This window comes from Lysobacter sp. Soil_C_59 (assembly GCF_057656415.1).
Genome location: NZ_JBDGKK010000002.1, coordinates 705,759 through 722,485, shown reverse-complemented (window position 1 = coordinate 722,485; position 16,727 = coordinate 705,759). Strand labels below are relative to the sequence as shown.

Sequence of the window (16,727 nt, the reverse complement as noted above, 5' to 3'; positions counted from 1 at the left end):
AACCGCCTCGTTTCATCCCGTCTTTTCCGCGTCCCGCCGAAGTGATGTTCACCGTGGCGGGGCGCGCATTGTGCACACGCACAACGCGCATTGGAAGGGGTAAATCGAAAAATTCTTTGCGAATTTTTTGTTGACGTTTGCGATGAGTGGGTTCATCGCTTTGTGTGACGGTGATTGCGCGTGCTGAACATGCATTTCGATGCATGGAGCAACTGCAAAAGCAGCCCCTCTTCCGCCCCTTCGGGGCACCTTCTCCCACAAGGGGAGAAGGGAAGAGCACGCAACTACGCTGCGATCAGGCGGATGCGCGCAAAGGTCCGCTTGCCGACTGCGAGCACGCCTTCGAAGCCTGGCGCGAACACACGCTGTGCGTCTTCGATCACTTCACCGTCGATGCGAACCGCGCGCTCCTTGAGCTTGCGGTTCGCTTCGGAGTTGCTTGGCGTAAGTCCCGCAGCCGTCAGCAACGCCGCAATGCGCATTCCTTCAGCCGGAACCGCTACGTCCGTCAGCGGCAGCGAAGCGGTATCGCCCTCGCCACGCACCGCGGCATTCCAACCCGCCACCGCCTGTTCCGCGGCCGATTCGCCGTGGAAACGCGCCGCCAGCTCGCGCGCCAGGCGCATCTTCAGGTCGCGCGGGTTCAGCTGCCCTGCTTCGATGTCTCTCCGCAGCTTCGCCGCCTCCGCCATCGAGATCTCGAAGCTGAGCAGCTCGATCCAGCGCCACATCAAGACGTCGTCGATCTTCATCGTCTTGGTGACGATGTCGATTGCAGGTTCATTGATGCCGATGTAGTTGCCCAGTGACTTGGACATCTTGTTGACGCCGTCCAGACCTTCCAGCAGCGGCATGGTCAGCACGATCTGCGGCGGCTGGCCGTGGTGCTCCTGCAGGCCGCGGCCCATCAGCAGGTTGAACTTCTGGTCGGTGCCTCCGAGCTCGACGTCGGCCTTGAGCGCCACCGAGTCGTAGCCCTGGACCAGCGGATAGAGGAATTCATGGATCGCGATCGACTGCTGGGCGGCATAGCGCTTGGCGAAATCGTCGCGCTCGAGCATGCGCGCCACCGTGTGCTGGGCGGCCAGCTTGATCATGTCGGCCGCGTCCATCTTGCTGAACCACTCGGAATTGAAGCGGACCTCGGTGCGCTCCTTGTCCAGGACCTTGAAGACCTGGTCGGCATAGGTCTGGGCGTTGGCCAGCACGTCCTCGCGGGTCAGCGGCTTGCGGGTCACGTTCTTGCCGGTCGGGTCGCCGATCATTCCGGTGAAGTCGCCGATCAGGAAGATCACCTGGTGCCCCAGGTCCTGGAACTGGCGCATCTTGTTCAGCAGGACCGTATGGCCGATATGGAGGTCCGGGGCGGTCGGGTCAAAGCCGGCCTTGATCCGCAGGGGGCGGCCCAGCTTGAGGCGGGCCTCCAGCTCCTCGCGCTTGAGGATCTCGTCGGCACCGCGGCCGATCAGGTCTAGGGCGTCTTGGACGGAGGCTGCGGACTGGGGGGACAAGGCGGGACTCGCAATGTGAATGGTGAACGCGAAGTGCGATCACCGTCATGGATTCGGGTTAAACCAAAGTTAAACACCCGGCTCTCGAGTTGTGATGAAAAACCCTATTCAGGACAAGGGTTTGACGCACACTTCTCGCGTCACTATGGTAACGCGGCAACGCGGCCTTCACACCAGCGCGCGAGATACCTCAAATGACAGCACACGATAGCGGTACGGAACGGCGCGAGCGCCTCAAGGCCCTGCGCGAAGCCGCTCTGCACCGACCGGTGCTGGCCACTGGCGCTTCCAACGGTTTCAACGGTCGCTGGTCGCGTCGCCAGTGGGCTCACGCCAGCCTGTTTGCGACGCTCGGCGTTCTCGTTGCCGCCATTGTCCCCGGTTTCGGCCCCGCTGCCAGCAAGCAGCCACTGCATACGCAGCGCAGCTCGCTCGCGCTGGCCTTGCCGCCGCTGCCGCTGTCGCGCCTGAAAGGCCACAAGGGTGACAGCTGGCAGATCGTCCGTGTCGAGCGCGGCCAGACCCTGGGCGCGGTGTTCGAGGATCTCGACCTGCCGGCGGCCACCATGCACCGGATCCTTGATGAGTCTGGCGACAAGGCGATCCTGACCCGGCTCAAGCCCGGCACCGAACTCGCGTTCGACCTGCCGCAAGGTGCCAACGGGCAACCGGCCGAGCTGCGCACGTTCCGTTACGACCGCGACGACAGCCATCGCGTCGAACTGAGCCTGGCCGGCGACAAGATCACCGAAAAGGTGCTGGTCCGCCCGACCGAGAGCCGCACCGTGGTCATCAGCGGCAAGGTCGGCAAGTCGCTGTTCCGCTCGGGCCGCAAGCTCGGCCTGTCGGGCAGCAACATCAACACGCTGACCGACGAGATCTTCAAGTACGACATCGACTTCAACGAAGACGTCGGCGCCGACGACCGCTTCAGCGTGGTGGTCGAGCAGACCTGGCGCGAAGGCGAGCTGCTGCGCACCGGCCCGGTGCTGGCGGCGACCTTCACCACCGGCGGCAAGCTTCACACCGGTTTCCGCTTCGAGCGAAACGGCAAGTCCGAGTACTTCACCGGCGACGGCCGTCCGCTGAAGAAGAGCTTCATCCGCATGCCGATCCCGTATGCGCGCCTGACTTCGAACTTCGGCACCCGCAGGCACCCGGTGCTGGGCCGCACCCGCATGCACAAGGGCGTCGACTACGCCGCGCGCACCGGCACGCCGATCATGGCCGCCGGCGACGCGCGCGTGCAGTCCGCCGGCTGGATGGGCGGCTACGGCAACGCGGTCGTCCTCGACCACGGCCGCGGCTACACCACGCTGTACGGTCACATGTCGCGCATCGGCAAGATCCGCAAGGGCCAGCGTATCGCCCAGGGCACGGTGATCGGCTTCGTCGGCACCACCGGCATGTCGACCGGACCGCACCTGCACTACGAGTTCCGCGTCAACGGCGTGCACCGCAACCCGCTGTCGATCACCATGCCGCCGCCGGAGCCGCTGTCGGGCGCCGCGCTGGCACAGTTCCGCGCCCAGACCGGCGTGGCCCTGGCACGGATCCAGAAGGTCGAGAACATCATCTACGCCGACGCCGATGCGCCGGCTCCGGCGCCCGCCGCGGCGCCTGGCAAGGCCAGGAAGCCCGCCAAGACCAAGGCCTGACGTGCCCGTGCTCCGCGCCGGCCCGCCCGGCAGCCCAGTCGATGGTCGTGCGGTAGATGGTCGCGCAGTCGATGGTCTGTTCGTCGGCCTGATCTCCGGCACCAGCGCCGACGGCATCGATGCCGCGCTGGTGCGCTTCTCGCAACACGACGTGGAACTGCTCCTGGGTCGTACCTACGCCTGGGACGCAGGTATCCGCGAGCGCCTGGTGGCGCTGGGCCAGGGTGGCGAAGCGCAGTCACTCGATGAGATCGGCACGCTCGACGTGCAGATCGCCGAGGCCTTCGCCGCGGCCACACGGCAGCTTCTCGACGAGGCCGGCGTCGGCCCGGCGCAGGTGCTTGCGGTCGGCTCGCATGGGCAGACCGTGCGCCATCGCCCCGAAGGCGCCCGTTTCAATGGCCAGCATCCCTTCACCTGGCAGCTCGGCGACGGCAACCTGATTGCCGAGCGCACCGGCATCACCACGGTCGCCGACTTCCGTCGCCGTGACGTTGCAGCCGGCGGCCACGGCGCGCCGCTGCTGCCGGCGCTGCACGCTGCCCTGCTGCACAGCGCGGGCGAACAGCGCGCGGTGCTCAACCTGGGTGGCATCGCCAATTTCACGTTGCTGCCGGCACAGGGCCTGGTGCGCGGTTTCGATACCGGCCCGGCCAACTGCCTGCTCGATGCCTGGTGCCAGCGCCACACCGGCCAGCCCTACGATGCCGACGGCGCGTTCGCGGCACGCGGGCGGCTGGATGCCGAACTGCTGGCGCGCCTGCTCGACGATCCGTGGTTCATGCTGCCGCCGCCGAAGAGCACCGGCCGCGAGCACTTCCACCTCGATTGGCTGCAGGCGCGGCTTTCAGGCACGGAAGCCGCGGCCGACGTGCAGGCCACGCTGCTGGAACTGAGCGCGATCACCATTGCCGATGCCCTGCTCGCCCACCAGCCCGACACCCGTCGCGTCCTGGCTTGCGGTGGCGGCGTGCACAACGCACGCCTGCTTGCGGCGATCGGCCAGCACCTGCCCGACGCAACCGTTGAATCGACCGCACGCCACGGCGTGGATCCGGATTTCGTGGAGGCGATGGGCTTTGCCTGGCTGGCCCGGCAGACCCTGTCCGGACTTCCCGGCAACCTGCCTGCCGTCAGCGGGGCACGTGGCCCGCGCGTGCTCGGGGCGATTCACCCGGCATCGTGAGCGGGTAGCACCGCGAGGCGGCGGCGCCCCGTCAGATCTTGCGGACGAAGTCGAGCAGGTCGCGGTCGATATCGGTCAGGCCCTGCTGCTCCAGCGTCGGCGTTTTCACGTCCGCGGGCCGTTCGACACGGCCGATCAGGGCATAGCCGGGGTCGCTGGGAATCCCCTCGAGCGCAGAGATCGCAGCCTGCAGGGCCATCGCGTCGCTATCGGTGAATCGCGCGGCAATCTCGGCTTCGATGGCAAACAGTCCATGCTCAAGCAGATGCATCAGCGACTCCTGCAGACCCCAGCCACGCTGGTTGGCGACGCGCTTGATGCGGTCGAGCAGCAGGGGGTCGATGTCGTGCAGGATGATGTCGGTCATGGGTACTCCTTCACGGGCGGCGTGCTTCCCAAGAGCACGGGCTACCCGGTTAAACCATTGGCCGCAGGCGCACCAGGCGCCGCGCCGGGACGGCGCATGGCCAGTATCAGGCAAAGCAGCAGCGCAGGCACGCCGATAAGGGCCGTACCCACGAAGAATAGCGAATAGGCGTCGAGCAAACTGCGCCCCACTTCCAGGTGCTCGACCGCGACCCCGGACAACCCCTTCAGGAACTTGCCCGGCAGGGCGTAGAACGAGCTGAGCAGGGCGTACTGGGTGGCGGTGTAGCCGACGTTGGTCAGGCTCGACATGTAGCCGATCAGGGCCACGCCGGCGAAGCCGTTGCAGAAGTTGTCGATCACCATCGCCGCGGTGAACACGCCCGGGTCCGCGCCGTGGTGGGCCAGGTAGGCGAAGGCGAGGTTGGAGGCGGGGCCGAGCACGGCACCGGCCAGCAACGTGGCGATGAAGCCGAAGCGCAGCGCCGACAGGCCCGCCGCGGCAATGCCGACGATGGTCGCCACCAGGCCGAACGAACCGCGCACGGCACCGACGGTTTCCTTGTCGATGCCCAGGTCCGCATAGAACGGGTTCGCCATCGGACCGAAGACGAAATCCGGCATCCGGTAGAGGCTGATCGTCACCAGCATCAGCAGCGCCCAGCTGCCGTGATCGCGGAAGAACACCACGAACGGGCCGACCAGGGCGTCGTACAGGCCATTGGCGGTGAACAGCGCCGGGTGCGGCGTCTTCGCCGCCAGCACGCTGGACGCCGGTTCGCGAGCCGCAAACGTCGCGACCATACCCACGCCCATCAGCGCGGCCATCAGCTCGTACGACATCGACCAGCCGACGTGCGCGGCGAAGATCAGGATCAGGGCGTCGGTGACCAGCAGCGCGCCGCGGTAGCCCAGCGCCGAGGTCGAGGTCAGCAGGCCCTGCTGCTCGTTGCTGTCGGCGATCTCGATGCGCCAGGCGTCGATGACGATGTCCTGCGTTGCCGAAGCAAACGCGACCACCAGCGCCAGCACGCCGAACACCAGCAACTGGTCGACCACGACACCGGCCAGCACCAGCTGCCCCTGCTGCGGCTGCACCAGCGCCATGCCGACCAGGGCCGCGGCGACCACGATCTGCGACAGCAGCATCCAGCCGCGACGACGGCCGAGCCATCGCCCGAACAGCGGCGCATCGAGCTTGTCGACCAGGGGCGCCCACAGGAACTTCAGCGAATAGGCCAGGCCCACCCACGACAGGAAACCGATCGTCGACAGCTCGATGGCGTTTTCGCGCATCCAGAAGCCGAGGGTGTTGCCAACCAGGTACAGCGGAATGCCGGAACTGAAACCCAGCAGCAGCATCACCAGCACCTTGGGCTGGCTCAGGTTGGCCAGCACCAGTCGCCAGCCTTTCTTTTCCGCCGGCTTGGCGGCGGCCGCGACGTCAGAGCTCATAGTCGACCGTGAAAGGGGCGTGGTCGGAGAAGCGCGGGTCGCGCGCGATCGAGCAGGCCTTCAGCTTGTCACGCAGCGACGGCGTCGCCAATTGGTAGTCGATGCGCCAACCCACGTTGTTGGCGCGTGCGGCGCCGCGGTTGCTCCACCAGGTGTAGTCCTGGCCGTCGGTGTGCAGCGCGCGATAGGCATCGACCCAGCCGCTGTCTTCGGCGCACAGGCCGTTGAGCCACTCGCGTTCCGGCGGCAGGCAGCCCGAGTTCTTCTGGTTGCTGGTCCAGTTCTTGATGTCCAGGCGCGAGCGGACGATGTTCCAGTCGCCGCACAGGACGTAGTCGCGACCGCTGGCGAGCCATTCGTCCAGGCGCGGCTTGAGCCACTCCATGACTTCGAACTTGAAGCCCTGGCGTTCGTCGCCGGAGGAACCGGAGGGAATGTAGAACGACACCACGCTGAGGTTGCCGAAGCGCGCTTCGATGTAGCGGCCCTCGTCGTCGAACGGTGCCCAGCCCATCGCGGTGCGCACTTCGTCGGGCTCGCGGCGGCTGTAGATCGCCACGCCGCTGTAGCCCTTCTTGGTGCTGGCGTCCTTGAACCACGCTTTGTAACCGTCGGGGCGGAATTCCGATTTCAAGCCGTCCGCATCACCCAGCTGGTGTTCCTGCGCCTTTGTTTCCTGAACGCACAACACGTCCGCATCCTGGGAGCGGAACCAGTCGAAGAAGCCCTTGTTGGCGGCCGACCGCAGGCCATTGGCGTTGAAGCTGATGATGCGCATGCGCACTCCATGACGGTATGCGGCGATCATAGCCCGGACGCGGCAGGCAGGGCCTATCATTCCCGCATGCCAGCGCCTGCGCCATCCGTCCGAGTCGCCACCTGTGTAAGCGTCGCCCGCGTCCTCGACGAAACGATGGCCGCCGCGGTTCGGGAGCTGCGCGTGGGCGAGGACCAGTACCGCTATGTCGGCGACACCGCCTTCAACCTGGCCGACAGCCTGCGCGACCCGATGAGCGAGGCGATGGCGGTGCTGGCCGACGACCGTGTCGTCGGCTCCTACCGACTCGACTTCGCCCCCAATGCTGTCGCTGGCCGGCCGATGCATGCCCCGAGCGTTGGCCTGCGTGCGTTCGTGATCGGGCACGACCAGCAGGGGCGCGGTCTCGGCACGCAGGCGATGGTGGCCTGTTGCGCCGACCTGCGCCGGCGGCATCCCGATCGCGCCTTGCTGGTGCTGACCGTCAACTGCAACAACCACGCCGCGATCGCCGCCTACCGCAAGGTTGGCTTCGTCGACACCGGCGAGCTGTACCAGAGCGGCAGCGCCGGTCCGCAGCACCTGATGTTCTTTCCCCTTCAACCCGTTCCGTGACAGCCCTTCCATGACCGACCATCGCACCCGTTTCCTGCAACTGGCCCTGCGCGCCGAGGCCCTGCGCTTCGGCGAGTTCACCCTCAAGTCCGGTCGCCAGAGCCCGTACTTTTTCAACGCCGGCCGCTTCGACTCGGGCACGGCCCTGGCCGAGCTGGCTGCCTGCTATGCCGACGCGATCGACGGCCACGGGGTCGGCTTCGACCTGCTGTTCGGTCCGGCCTACAAGGGCATCCCGCTGGCAACCGCGCTGGCGTGCGAGTACGCTCGCCGCGGCCGCGACCTGCCGCTGGCGTTCAACCGCAAGGAAGCCAAGACCCACGGCGAAGGCGGCAGCCTGATCGGCGCGCCTCTGCAGGGCCGCAAGGTGCTGATCGTCGACGACGTGATCACGGCCGGGACCGCGATCCGCGAAGCGCTGTCGATCATCCGCGACGGCGGCGGCGAGCCGGCCGGGATCGTGATCGCGCTCGATCGCCAGGAGGCCGTGGATCCGGCCACTTCCCGACGCTCAGCGGCACAAACGGTCGCAGCCGACCAGGGCCTGCCGGTAATCGCCGTGGCCAATCTGTCGGACCTGCTCGCCTTCGCCGGCGGCAACGCAGAGCTCTCCAGCCAGCGCGAACGCCTGCTGGCGTACCGCGACGCCTATGGCAGCCAGGCGTCGGCGTGATTTCACTTGAAGTGGCGTGAGTCTTGCATGTGACTGTGAATAACGTTGCCGCCAGCAAGCCGCCCATGACCAAGACGCTTCCCCTGCTCGCCTGCACCCTGCTGATCGCCGTGACCGGATCGACGCTGGCGCAGCAGGCTCCGACGAAGAAGCTGTACTGCTGGAACGAGAACGGCGCCAGGGTCTGCGGCGATGCGCTGCCAGCGCACGCGGTCGATAACGCGCGTACCGAATTCAACGCCAAGAGCGGACGCGCTGTCAGCCAGTTGCCGCGCGCACTGACCGAGGAGGAGCGCGCCGCCGCCGCGGTGCAGGCCAGGCTCGACCAGGAAGTCAAAGCGGCGGCCGAGGTCGCGGCGCGGCGTGACCGGGCGATGGCGGAGTCCTACGCGACCGAGGAGGACCTGCGCCGCGCATTCGGCGAACGGATCGCGTTGATGGACGAGACGATCAAGGCCTCCAAGCTGGGCGTCGAAGGCCGCCGGCAGAGCCTGATCAGCCTGCTCGGACGCGCCGGCGAGACCGAGCTGAACGGGAAGCCCGTGCCGAAGAAGGCCAGCGACAACATCCAGACCCAGCACGAGCTTTTGCTGCGGCAGCGCTCGATGCTGGCTTCGCAACTGGCCGAGCGCGACCTGATCGACGAGGACCTGGCCGCGGCGCTGGAGCGCTATCACGCAATGAAGAAGAGCTGAGCGGAACCGGCTCCACGCCGCAGCTTCAGGCGAAACGAAGGACCCTTCTCCGGACAGGAGAAGGGTCGGCCTGATCAGAACGGCAGCACCAGGTCCGGTTTCAGCGCCAGCAACTGGCTGCGGAAGTCGGCCTTGATCCGGGCCAGCGCATCGGCGCTGTCGGCATCGAAGCGCATCACCAGCACCGGCGTCGTGTTGGACGCACGCACCAGGCCCCAGCCATCGGCGAAGTCGACGCGCAGGCCATCGATGGTCGACAGGCGCGCGCCTTCGAAGCGGGCTTCGTCGCGGAAGCGATCGACGAACGTGTGCGGATCGCCATCGGGTGCATCGACCTTGATCTCCGGGGTCGACACGCCATTGGGCAGCGCATTGAGGGTCTCGGACGGGCTGCGCGACTGCGCGGCCAGGATCTCGAGCAGGCGCGCGGCGGCGTAGATGCCGTCGTCGAAGCCGTACCAGCGTTCCTTGAAGAAGAAGTGGCCGCTCATCTCGCCGGCCAGCTCGGCGTCGGTCTCGCGCATCTTGGCCTTGATCAGCGAGTGCCCGGTCTTCCACATCAGCGGGCTGCCGCCGTGGCGCAGGATCTGGCCCGGCAGGCGACCGGTGCACTTCACGTCGTACAGGATCACCGCGCCCGGGTTGCGCTCGAGCACGTCGGCGGCAAACAGCATCAGCAGGCGATCGGGGAAGATGTTCTCGCCGTCGCGCGTGACCACGCCGAGGCGGTCGCCGTCGCCGTCGAAGGCGATGCCCAGGTCGGCGTCCAGGCGCTGCACCATCTTGATCAGGTCAACCAGGTTGTGCGGCTCGCTCGGATCCGGATGGTGGTTCGGGAAGGTGCCGTCGATATCGCAGTACAGCGGCGTGACTTCGGCGCCGATCGCGCTGAGCACGCGCGGACCGATCTCGCCGGCGACGCCGTTGCCGGCATCGACCACGATTTTCAGCGGGCGATCGATCTGCACGTCCGAAGCAATGCGCTGGACGTAGTCTTCGGAGATGTCGCGCTCGCTCAGCTTGCCCAGATCGCCCAGGTGCAGGCGGTCCTCGGCGATGCGCGCGTACAGGTCGGTGATCGCGGTACCGGACAGCGTCTCGCCGCCAACCACGATCTTGAAGCCGTTGTAGTCGGGCGGGTTGTGGCTGCCGGTCACCGACACGCACGAGCCGGCGCGCAGGTGGTAGGCGCCGAAGTACACCACCGGCGTCGGCGCCATGCCAATGTCGACGACGTTGCGCCCGGCCTTGCGCAAGCCGGCGATCAGGCCTTCGGTCAGCATCGGGCCGGACAGGCGGCCGTCACGGCCTACGACTATCTCGGTCAGGCCCTGGTCGTGCATCAACGAGCCGATGGCATGGCCAATCAGTTCGGCCACGCCGGCGTCAAGCGACTGGCCGACCACGCCACGAATGTCGTAGGCGCGGAAGATGCCGCGGTCGATCGCGACGGGCAGGGCGGGCGTGGTGGGCTTGGAAGAGGGCACAGGCGGCGGTTTCACGGGCTCCGGTAGGAGCTCCATGCTCTCTGCCAACGTCTGAACCGCACCCTCCTCGGCCGTCTCGGCCTTGCCGCGGGCCAGCCTGAGATGCGGCAGGCGCCATGCCAGCAGCGCCAGCAGGGCAAACACGCCGGCGGCGACGAAGCACAGCACCGCGTCCAGGCCCAGCGGGCCTCCGGCGACGTCGGGGACCGCGGCGGCCACCCGCAGGTCGGTCCCCGGCACCTTGGCTGCCAGGGCTTCGGCGCCCCCTGCCAGGGTGGCGTCACCGCGCTCGAGCGCGCTGAACCCGCCCTGGCGCAGGGCCAGGTAGCTGTCATCGGAGACTTCCGCCTGCTCCAGCACGGCGGTGACCTTCTGCAGCGGCAGGCGCACATAGGCGACGCCGACCGTCTGCTCGCCGCTTCGCGCCGGGGCCGCCAGCGCAAGCTGCGGGCCGCCGCCATGGCGAACCAGCCCAGCCGTCGGCCGGTCGGATGCGATGGCGGCCTCGATCACGCCCAGGCGGCCGTAGCCGCCCTTGGGCAGCGCCGCGTACTCGGCCGTCAGGTCGGTCGGCAGGATGACGACGTCGGTCGCACCCGCCCAACCCTGGGCGAGCTGGCCGGACGCCGCCGCCAGGTCACCGGCGGCCAACGCGGCCTGCAGCGCAGGCGCCGCAAGTCGCTGGGTCAATTGCTTTTGTTCGGTGAACAAGGCCCGCTGCGCGGCCTGCACCGCGTCGTCGCGCACCGCTGCCACCGCCTGCCGGCGCTCGCCATCCTGATGCAGCTGCCAGCCGCTCCAGCCGAACCAGGCCGCCAGCAACGCGCAAGCGACGATGACAAGCGGCAGCACCGACTTGAGCTGGGCGGCGGAAGCCGTCAGCTGCTCTTTCTCAACACCCTTCATGTCTTCCCCTTGTCCAGCGCAACGTCAGCGCACGCCGGTGTGGCCGAAGCCACCGGCACCGCGGGCGCTGGTTTCGAATTCTTCAACCACCTGCAGCGTCGCCCGCACGATCGGCAGGATGACGAGCTGGGCGATGCGATCCCCAGGCTGCATCGTAAAAGCCTCGCGGCCGCGGTTCCAGACACTGATCAACAACGGCCCCTGGTAATCGGCATCGATCAGGCCGGTTCCGTTGCCGAGCACGATGCCGTGCTTATGGCCCAGGCCCGACCGCGGCAGGATCACCGCGCACATGGTCGGGTCGCCCAGGTGGATGGCCATGCCCGAGGGAACCAGCGCCGCGTCTCCCGGCTGCAGGGTCAACGCTTCGGACAGCGCGGCGCGCAGGTCGAGTCCGGCGCTGGCGCTGGTGGCGTAGGCCGGTAACGGCCATTCGGAGCCGAAGCGCGGGTCGAGGATCCGGAGCTGGAGGATGTGGTGCATTCGTGTGGTCTGCTGGACGCCGTTTCGGGATGCCGACATGACAGCCGACGCAAATACCATGCCATGACTGGCGCCCACGTGGCACGGTGCGCCACGAGAAAGCCTGCGAAGGTGACGCCGGTCTAGTGGCGCGACAGCGATTGCGCGACCAGGTCGAGCAGCGCGTCGGCAAGTTCGGTCTTCGGTGCCGGTCCCAGCACCTTCGACTCGCCCGTGGCCGCATACACGTTGAGCGTGTTGTCGTCGCTCTCGAAGCCGCTGCCGGCCACGCCGACGCGATTGGCCGCGATCAGGTCCAGTCGCTTGTTCTCGAGCTTGCCGCGGGCGTAGGCCTCGACATGGTCGGTTTCCGCGGCGAAACCCACGACCAGCCTGGGCCGCTGCGCGTGCGAGGCGATGTCGGCCAGGATGTCGCGGGTGCGCACCAGGGTCAGGGTCAGGGTGTCCTGGCCCGACTGCTTCTTGATCTTGCTGCCGGCCGGATGCGCGGGCGCGAAGTCGGCGACCGCGGCGGCGCCGACATAGACGTCCGCCGGCAGTTGCGCCAGCACGGCTTCATGCATCTGCGCGGCCGAGCGCACGTCCAGCCGCTGCACGCCGTCGGGCGTGGGCAGCGAGACCGGGCCGGCCACGAGCACGACCTGGGCGCCGCGACGGGCCGCCGCCTGGGCGATGGCGAAACCCATCTTGCCGCTGCTGCGGTTGCCGATGAAGCGGACCGGATCGATGTCCTCGAAGGTGGGACCGGCGCTGACCACGATGCGCAGGCCGGAGAGCGTCGCGTGCGTGCTCATGCCGTCCTCATGCCTTAGCCAGTGCCAGTGCCGCGACTATTTCTTCCGGCTCGGCCATGCGCCCCGGCCCGGATTCGCCTTCTGCGAGCGGGCCATCGTTGGGTCCGATCACGGTCACGCCGCGCGCGCGCAGCGTCGCCATGTTGGCCTGGGTGGCGGCGTGCAGCCACATGCGGTGGTTCATTGCCGGCGCGACGGTGACCGGCGCGGTGGTCGCCAGGCACAGCGTGCTGACCAGGTCGTCGGCGAAGCCGTGGGCCAGCTTGGCCAGGGTATTGGCCGTGGCCGGTGCGATGACGATGCGGTCGGCCCAGCGTGCCAGCTCGATGTGGCCCATCGCGGCCTCGGCGGCGGCGTCCCACAGCGAAGTGCGCACCGGTCGACCCGACACCGCCTGGAAGGTGGTGGCACCGATGAAGTGCTGGGCGTTCTGCGTCATCGCCACGGTGACTTCGGCACCGGCGTCGCGCAGGCGCCGCACCAGTTCGGCGGACTTGTAGGCGGCGATGCCGCCGCAGACGCAGAGCAGGATCTTGTGTCCTTGCAGAGCACTGGGTCCGGTCATCTGTGGGAACTACCTACCGACAATTCGATCTTTAGCTTACCCGATGGGACGTTGCGCCCCGGCGGCGCCCGATGGCCGCGGCATGTCGAATGGGCCTGGGTGATCGGCCGCCGTGATGCTGCATCCAGGGGCACTGGATGCGACCCCTCGCCCCGCGGCGGTCGATCACCTTCCCGCCAGGCCGGCCTACCCGCCCCTGATCCGACAAGGACACCCATGCACATCCGCGACTGGCCCAGCAGCGAACGCCCACGCGAACGGCTGCTGGCCCAGGGTGCCGGCGTCCTGTCCGATGCCGAACTGCTGGCGCTGTTCCTCGGCTCGGGCCTGCGCGGCCGCGATGCGATCACCACGGCGCGCGAGCTGCTGCGCCTGCACGGGCCGCTGCGGGCGCTGCTGGAGCGGCCGCCGGGGGAACTGGCGCGGCTGCCCGGATTGGGGCCCGCTCGCGCCTGCCTGCTGGCGGCGGCACTGGAACTGAGCCATCGCCGGCTTGGCGCCGACCTCGAACGCGGGATCACGATGGACGACCCCATGGCCGCCGGCCGCTATTTCGCCCAGCGCCTGCGCGGGCTGACGCGGGAGGTGTTCGCGGTGCTCTTCCTCGATACCCGCCATCGTGCGCTGGCGTTCGAGGAGATGTTCCGCGGCACGCTCGACGGCGCCGAGGTACACCCGCGCGAAGTGGTCCGGCGCGCGCTGGCGCACAACGCCGCGGCATTGATCGTCGGCCACAACCATCCCAGCGGCAATCCGGAGCCCAGCGCCGCCGATCGTGCCCTGACTGCTCGCTTGAAACAGGCCCTGTCGCTGGTCGATCTGCGCCTGCTGGATCATTTCGTGATCGCCGACGGCCCGCCGGTGTCGCTGGCGGCGCGCGGCTGGGTGTGAGCGGCGGGGTGTGAGCGGTTCGCCGTGAATGCGCCGTCCTGTGACCTGACGGGGCGTCGCGTACAATCCCCGGTCCCGCAACACCCGCAGACTCCCCGTGAAAGCCACTCTTCGCGCCCTGGTGGCGCAGGCCATCGACGCCCTCCGCGCCGCCGGCACCTTGCCGGCCGACCTGGCCACGCCCGAGTTCGTGATCGAGCGTCCCAAGAGCCATGCGCAGGGGGATTTCTCGACCAACGCGGCGATGCTGCTGGCCAAGCCGGCCAAGTCCAACCCGCGCGCCATCGCGCAGGCGCTGGTCGATGCGCTGCCGGCCAGTGCCGAAGTCGGGCGGGTCGAGATCGCCGGCCCCGGCTTCATCAACTTCCACGTCGCCGAAGGCGCGTGGCGCGAGCGCATCGGCGAGGTTCTGGCGAAGGGCGCGGGCTACGGTCGCAACGCCACCGGCAAAGGCCATCGTGCCGGCGTCGAATTCGTCTCGGCCAATCCGACCGGTCCGCTGCACGTCGGCCATGGCCGCGCAGCGGTCATCGGCGACTGCATCGCGCGCGTGCTCGACGCCAACGGCTGGGATGTCGCCCGCGAGTTCTACTACAACGACGCCGGCGCGCAGATCAACAACCTCGCCATCTCGGTGCAGGCACGCGCGCAGGGCAAGGGCCCGGATGACGCCGGCTGGCCGGAAGACGGCTACCGTGGCGACTACATCAAGGACGTCGCCCGCGCCTACCTCGATGGCGCCAGCGTCGAAGTCGACGGCCATGTCGTCACCGGCGAGAAGAACCCGGACGATCTCGATGCCATCCGCCGCTTCGCGGTGGCCTACCTGCGCCGCGAGCAGAACCTCGACCTGGAAGCGTTCGGCGTGTCGTTCGACGTCTATTTCCTCGAGTCGTCGCTGTACACCGACGGCAAGGTCGAGGAAACCGTGCGCGAGCTGGTCAAGCACGGCCACACCTACGAGGAAGGCGGCGCGCTGTGGCTGCGCAGCACCGACTTCGGTGACGACAAGGACCGCGTGATGCGCAAGTCCGACGGCACCTACACCTACTTCCTGCCCGACGTCGCCTACCACCTGTCGAAGTGGCAGCGCGGCTACGAGCGCGCGGTCACCGAACTGGGCGCCGACCACCACGGCAGCCTGGCACGCGTGCGCGCCGGCCTGCAGGCGCTGGACTGCGGCATCCCGGAGGGCTGGCCGGAGTACATGCTCCACCAGATGGTCACGGTCATGCGCGGCGGCGAGGAAGTGAAGCTCTCCAAGCGCGCCGGCAGCTACGTGACCCTGCGCGACCTGATCGACGAAGCCGGTCGCGATGCCACGCGCTGGTTCCTGATCGCGCGCAAGCCCGATTCGCAGCTGACCTTCGACATCGATTTCGCCCGCAGCCAATCGCTGGACAACCCGGTCTATTACGTCCAGGTCTCGCATGCGCGCATGTGCGGCCTGATGCGCCAGCTCAAGGAGCGCGGCCTGGGTTACGACCCGGCCAACGGCCTGGCGCAGCCGCTCGACCTGGACGATGCCCCGGCACGCGAACTGGTCGCCACGCTGCTGCGCTACGGCGACGTCGTCGAGACCGCCGGCCGCGACCTCGAACCGCACCAGATCGCGGTCTACCTGCTTGAACTGGCACAGACCTTCCAGACGTACTACAACGACCACCAGTTCCTGGTCGACGACGCCAACACCCGCGATGCACGACTGGTGCTGGCGATGGCGACGCGCCAGGTCCTGGCCAACGGTCTCGAACTACTGGGCGTGAGCGCCCCCGAGGTGATGTAAGTGGCAGCACGACGCGGCAAGACGCAGGCAAAACGCAACCAGGGAAACAGCAGCGGCCTGCCGGGATGGGCATGGATGGTGCTGGGCATCCTGCTCGCGGTCGTGGTGATCCTGGTCGCACCCAAGTACGTCAAGTCCGGCGGTGACGGTTTCTTCCGTCCGCAACCGAACCCGGACGCCAGGCCGGCCGCGGTCTCGGGCGGCGACGATGAAGCCATCGCCAGCGACAGCGACAGCAGCGAGCCGGCGGACAAGCCCAAGCGCGGCAACGGCGAGGGCAAGAAGGACACCGACTACGACTTCTACACGCTGCTGCCTGGCAAGGAAGTGCCGATGTCGGACGCCGAACTGGCCGCCAGCGAACAGGCCGAAGCCAAGCGTGAAGCGGCCCGACAGAAGGCGAGCAAGGCAAGCGACGACGACGCGGACAAGGCCGACAACAAGCCCGTCGCGACCCTGCCCAAGCCTGTCGAGACTGCGCCTGCGGCGGCGGCGACCACCACGCCGGCCACACAGGATTCCACGCCTCCGGCACCGGTGGCAGCGGCGAACAACGCCAGCGCGGCCACGCCGGCCGCCGCGGTCGACGACGGCACCCGTTACCTGCTGCAGGCAGGTGCATTCCAGGCCTCGGGCCAGGCCGAGGAAATGAAAGCGAAGATCGCCCTGCTCGGTCTGAGCGCGCGCGTGGAGTCGGCCAGCATCAAGGGCTCGACGGTGTACCGCGTCCGCATGGGGCCCTATGGCACGGCCAGCGACCTTGCCGACGCCAAGCGCAAGCTCGCCAGCGGCGGCCTGCCGGCGATGGCCATCAAGGTCCAGTAACGCGCTTGCAGCCCCGGCGAACCGCCCGGGCTGCGCCTCCGGCCTCTGCGACCGCGGTCACCGCGCTGCGCCGC

At 68.1% G+C, this 16,727-nt stretch carries 15 protein-coding genes and 1 pseudogene; 8 read left to right on the top strand and 8 right to left on the bottom strand.

The features are described 5' to 3' along the window. Both AC3A3Q_RS06745 and tyrS read right to left on the bottom strand, forming a co-directional pair. On the bottom strand, positions 1-205 hold a 205-nt coding region (locus AC3A3Q_RS06745; protein ID WP_487585487.1), incomplete at its 3' end, for a hypothetical protein. Between the two features lie 79 nt (positions 206-284). Further along, positions 285-1,511, bottom strand: a complete 1,227-nt coding sequence (gene tyrS / locus AC3A3Q_RS06740) for a tyrosine--tRNA ligase (protein ID WP_487585486.1) — start codon at positions 1,509-1,511, stop codon at positions 285-287. Positions 1,512-1,705: 194 nt separating this feature from the next. Here tyrS and AC3A3Q_RS06735 point away from each other — a divergent pair, with 194 nt between their 5' ends. Both AC3A3Q_RS06735 and AC3A3Q_RS06730 read left to right on the top strand, forming a co-directional pair. After that, positions 1,706-3,169: a peptidoglycan DD-metalloendopeptidase family protein gene (locus tag AC3A3Q_RS06735; protein WP_487585485.1), complete on the top strand. Its 1,464-nt coding sequence runs from the start codon at positions 1,706-1,708 to the stop codon at positions 3,167-3,169. Positions 3,170-3,245: 76 nt separating this feature from the next. Continuing rightward, positions 3,246-4,355: an anhydro-N-acetylmuramic acid kinase gene (locus AC3A3Q_RS06730; protein WP_487585523.1), complete on the top strand. Its 1,110-nt coding sequence runs from the start codon at positions 3,246-3,248 to the stop codon at positions 4,353-4,355. A 31-nt stretch (positions 4,356-4,386) separates the two neighbouring features. Here the strand turns inward: AC3A3Q_RS06730 and AC3A3Q_RS06725 are convergent, their stop codons facing one another. From AC3A3Q_RS06725 to AC3A3Q_RS06715, 3 genes are read right to left on the bottom strand one after another with little or no spacing between them, the layout of a single operon-like run. Next, positions 4,387-4,722 (bottom strand): hypothetical protein, encoded by a 336-nt coding sequence (locus tag AC3A3Q_RS06725; protein ID WP_487585484.1) that lies wholly within the window; start codon positions 4,720-4,722, stop codon positions 4,387-4,389. 41 nt (positions 4,723-4,763) lie between these two features. Next, the gene (locus AC3A3Q_RS06720) at positions 4,764-6,176 is read right to left on the bottom strand and encodes an AmpG family muropeptide MFS transporter (protein WP_487585483.1); all 1,413 of its coding nucleotides are present in this window, start codon (positions 6,174-6,176) and stop codon (positions 4,764-4,766) included. Then, a complete protein-coding gene (locus tag AC3A3Q_RS06715) occupies positions 6,166-6,954 on the bottom strand; it encodes an exodeoxyribonuclease III (RefSeq protein ID WP_487585482.1) in 789 nt (262 codons plus the stop codon). The genes AC3A3Q_RS06720 and AC3A3Q_RS06715 overlap by 11 nt, the downstream gene beginning before the upstream one ends. A gap of 66 nt (positions 6,955-7,020) precedes the next feature. Between AC3A3Q_RS06715 and AC3A3Q_RS06710 the strand changes: the two genes are divergently transcribed. From AC3A3Q_RS06710 to AC3A3Q_RS06700, 3 genes are all read left to right on the top strand, one after another. Then, positions 7,021-7,548 (top strand): GNAT family N-acetyltransferase, encoded by a 528-nt coding sequence (locus AC3A3Q_RS06710; RefSeq protein WP_487585481.1) that lies wholly within the window; start codon positions 7,021-7,023, stop codon positions 7,546-7,548. Between the two features lie 10 nt (positions 7,549-7,558). Next, positions 7,559-8,221 (top strand): orotate phosphoribosyltransferase, encoded by a 663-nt coding sequence (pyrE, locus tag AC3A3Q_RS06705; RefSeq protein WP_487585480.1) that lies wholly within the window; start codon positions 7,559-7,561, stop codon positions 8,219-8,221. Positions 8,222-8,286: 65 nt separating this feature from the next. Then, the gene (locus AC3A3Q_RS06700) at positions 8,287-8,916 is read left to right on the top strand and encodes a hypothetical protein (RefSeq protein WP_487585479.1); all 630 of its coding nucleotides are present in this window, start codon (positions 8,287-8,289) and stop codon (positions 8,914-8,916) included. A 74-nt stretch (positions 8,917-8,990) separates the two neighbouring features. Here AC3A3Q_RS06700 and AC3A3Q_RS06695 read toward each other — a convergent pair whose 3' ends face one another. From AC3A3Q_RS06695 to coaBC, 3 genes and pseudogenes are all read right to left on the bottom strand, one after another. Further along, the gene (locus tag AC3A3Q_RS06695) at positions 8,991-11,309 is read right to left on the bottom strand and encodes a phosphomannomutase/phosphoglucomutase (RefSeq protein ID WP_487585478.1); all 2,319 of its coding nucleotides are present in this window, start codon (positions 11,307-11,309) and stop codon (positions 8,991-8,993) included. 24 nt (positions 11,310-11,333) lie between these two features. Beyond that, a complete protein-coding gene (gene dut, locus AC3A3Q_RS06690; protein ID WP_487585477.1) occupies positions 11,334-11,792 on the bottom strand; it encodes a dUTP diphosphatase in 459 nt (152 codons plus the stop codon). A 122-nt stretch (positions 11,793-11,914) separates the two neighbouring features. Next, positions 11,915-13,151 (bottom strand): annotated as a pseudogene (gene coaBC, locus AC3A3Q_RS06685) (bifunctional phosphopantothenoylcysteine decarboxylase/phosphopantothenate--cysteine ligase CoaBC). Positions 13,152-13,367: 216 nt separating this feature from the next. Between coaBC and radC the strand changes: the two are divergent. From radC to AC3A3Q_RS06670, 3 genes are all read left to right on the top strand, one after another. Further along, complete coding sequence (gene radC, locus AC3A3Q_RS06680) at positions 13,368-14,042, top strand: RadC family protein (RefSeq protein ID WP_487585476.1); 675 nt, start codon at positions 13,368-13,370, stop codon at positions 14,040-14,042. A 97-nt stretch (positions 14,043-14,139) separates the two neighbouring features. Next, on the top strand, positions 14,140-15,828 hold the full coding sequence (argS, locus tag AC3A3Q_RS06675; protein WP_487585475.1) for an arginine--tRNA ligase: 1,689 nt from the start codon (positions 14,140-14,142) through the stop codon (positions 15,826-15,828). Then, a complete protein-coding gene (locus AC3A3Q_RS06670) occupies positions 15,829-16,653 on the top strand; it encodes an SPOR domain-containing protein (RefSeq protein ID WP_487585474.1) in 825 nt (274 codons plus the stop codon). The last annotated feature ends 74 nt before the right edge of the window (positions 16,654-16,727 follow it).

What these genes read in the sequence shown, in the direction of transcription:
- AC3A3Q_RS06715 (WP_487585482.1), bottom strand. Translation starts at nt 6,954, where the DNA reads ATGCGCATCATCAGCTTCAACGCCAATGGCCTGCGGTCGGCCGCCAAC.
- AC3A3Q_RS06695 (WP_487585478.1), bottom strand. Translation starts at nt 11,309, where the DNA reads ATGAAGGGTGTTGAGAAAGAGCAGCTGACGGCTTCCGCCGCCCAGCTC.
- AC3A3Q_RS06700 (WP_487585479.1), top strand. Translation starts at nt 8,287, where the DNA reads ATGACCAAGACGCTTCCCCTGCTCGCCTGCACCCTGCTGATCGCCGTG.
- radC (WP_487585476.1), top strand. Translation starts at nt 13,368, where the DNA reads ATGCACATCCGCGACTGGCCCAGCAGCGAACGCCCACGCGAACGGCTG.
- AC3A3Q_RS06720 (WP_487585483.1), bottom strand. Translation starts at nt 6,176, where the DNA reads ATGAGCTCTGACGTCGCGGCCGCCGCCAAGCCGGCGGAAAAGAAAGGC.
- AC3A3Q_RS06710 (WP_487585481.1), top strand. Translation starts at nt 7,021, where the DNA reads ATGCCAGCGCCTGCGCCATCCGTCCGAGTCGCCACCTGTGTAAGCGTC.
- pyrE (WP_487585480.1), top strand. Translation starts at nt 7,559, where the DNA reads ATGACCGACCATCGCACCCGTTTCCTGCAACTGGCCCTGCGCGCCGAG.
- dut (WP_487585477.1), bottom strand. Translation starts at nt 11,792, where the DNA reads ATGCACCACATCCTCCAGCTCCGGATCCTCGACCCGCGCTTCGGCTCC.
- AC3A3Q_RS06735 (WP_487585485.1), top strand. Translation starts at nt 1,706, where the DNA reads ATGACAGCACACGATAGCGGTACGGAACGGCGCGAGCGCCTCAAGGCC.
- AC3A3Q_RS06725 (WP_487585484.1), bottom strand. Translation starts at nt 4,722, where the DNA reads ATGACCGACATCATCCTGCACGACATCGACCCCCTGCTGCTCGACCGC.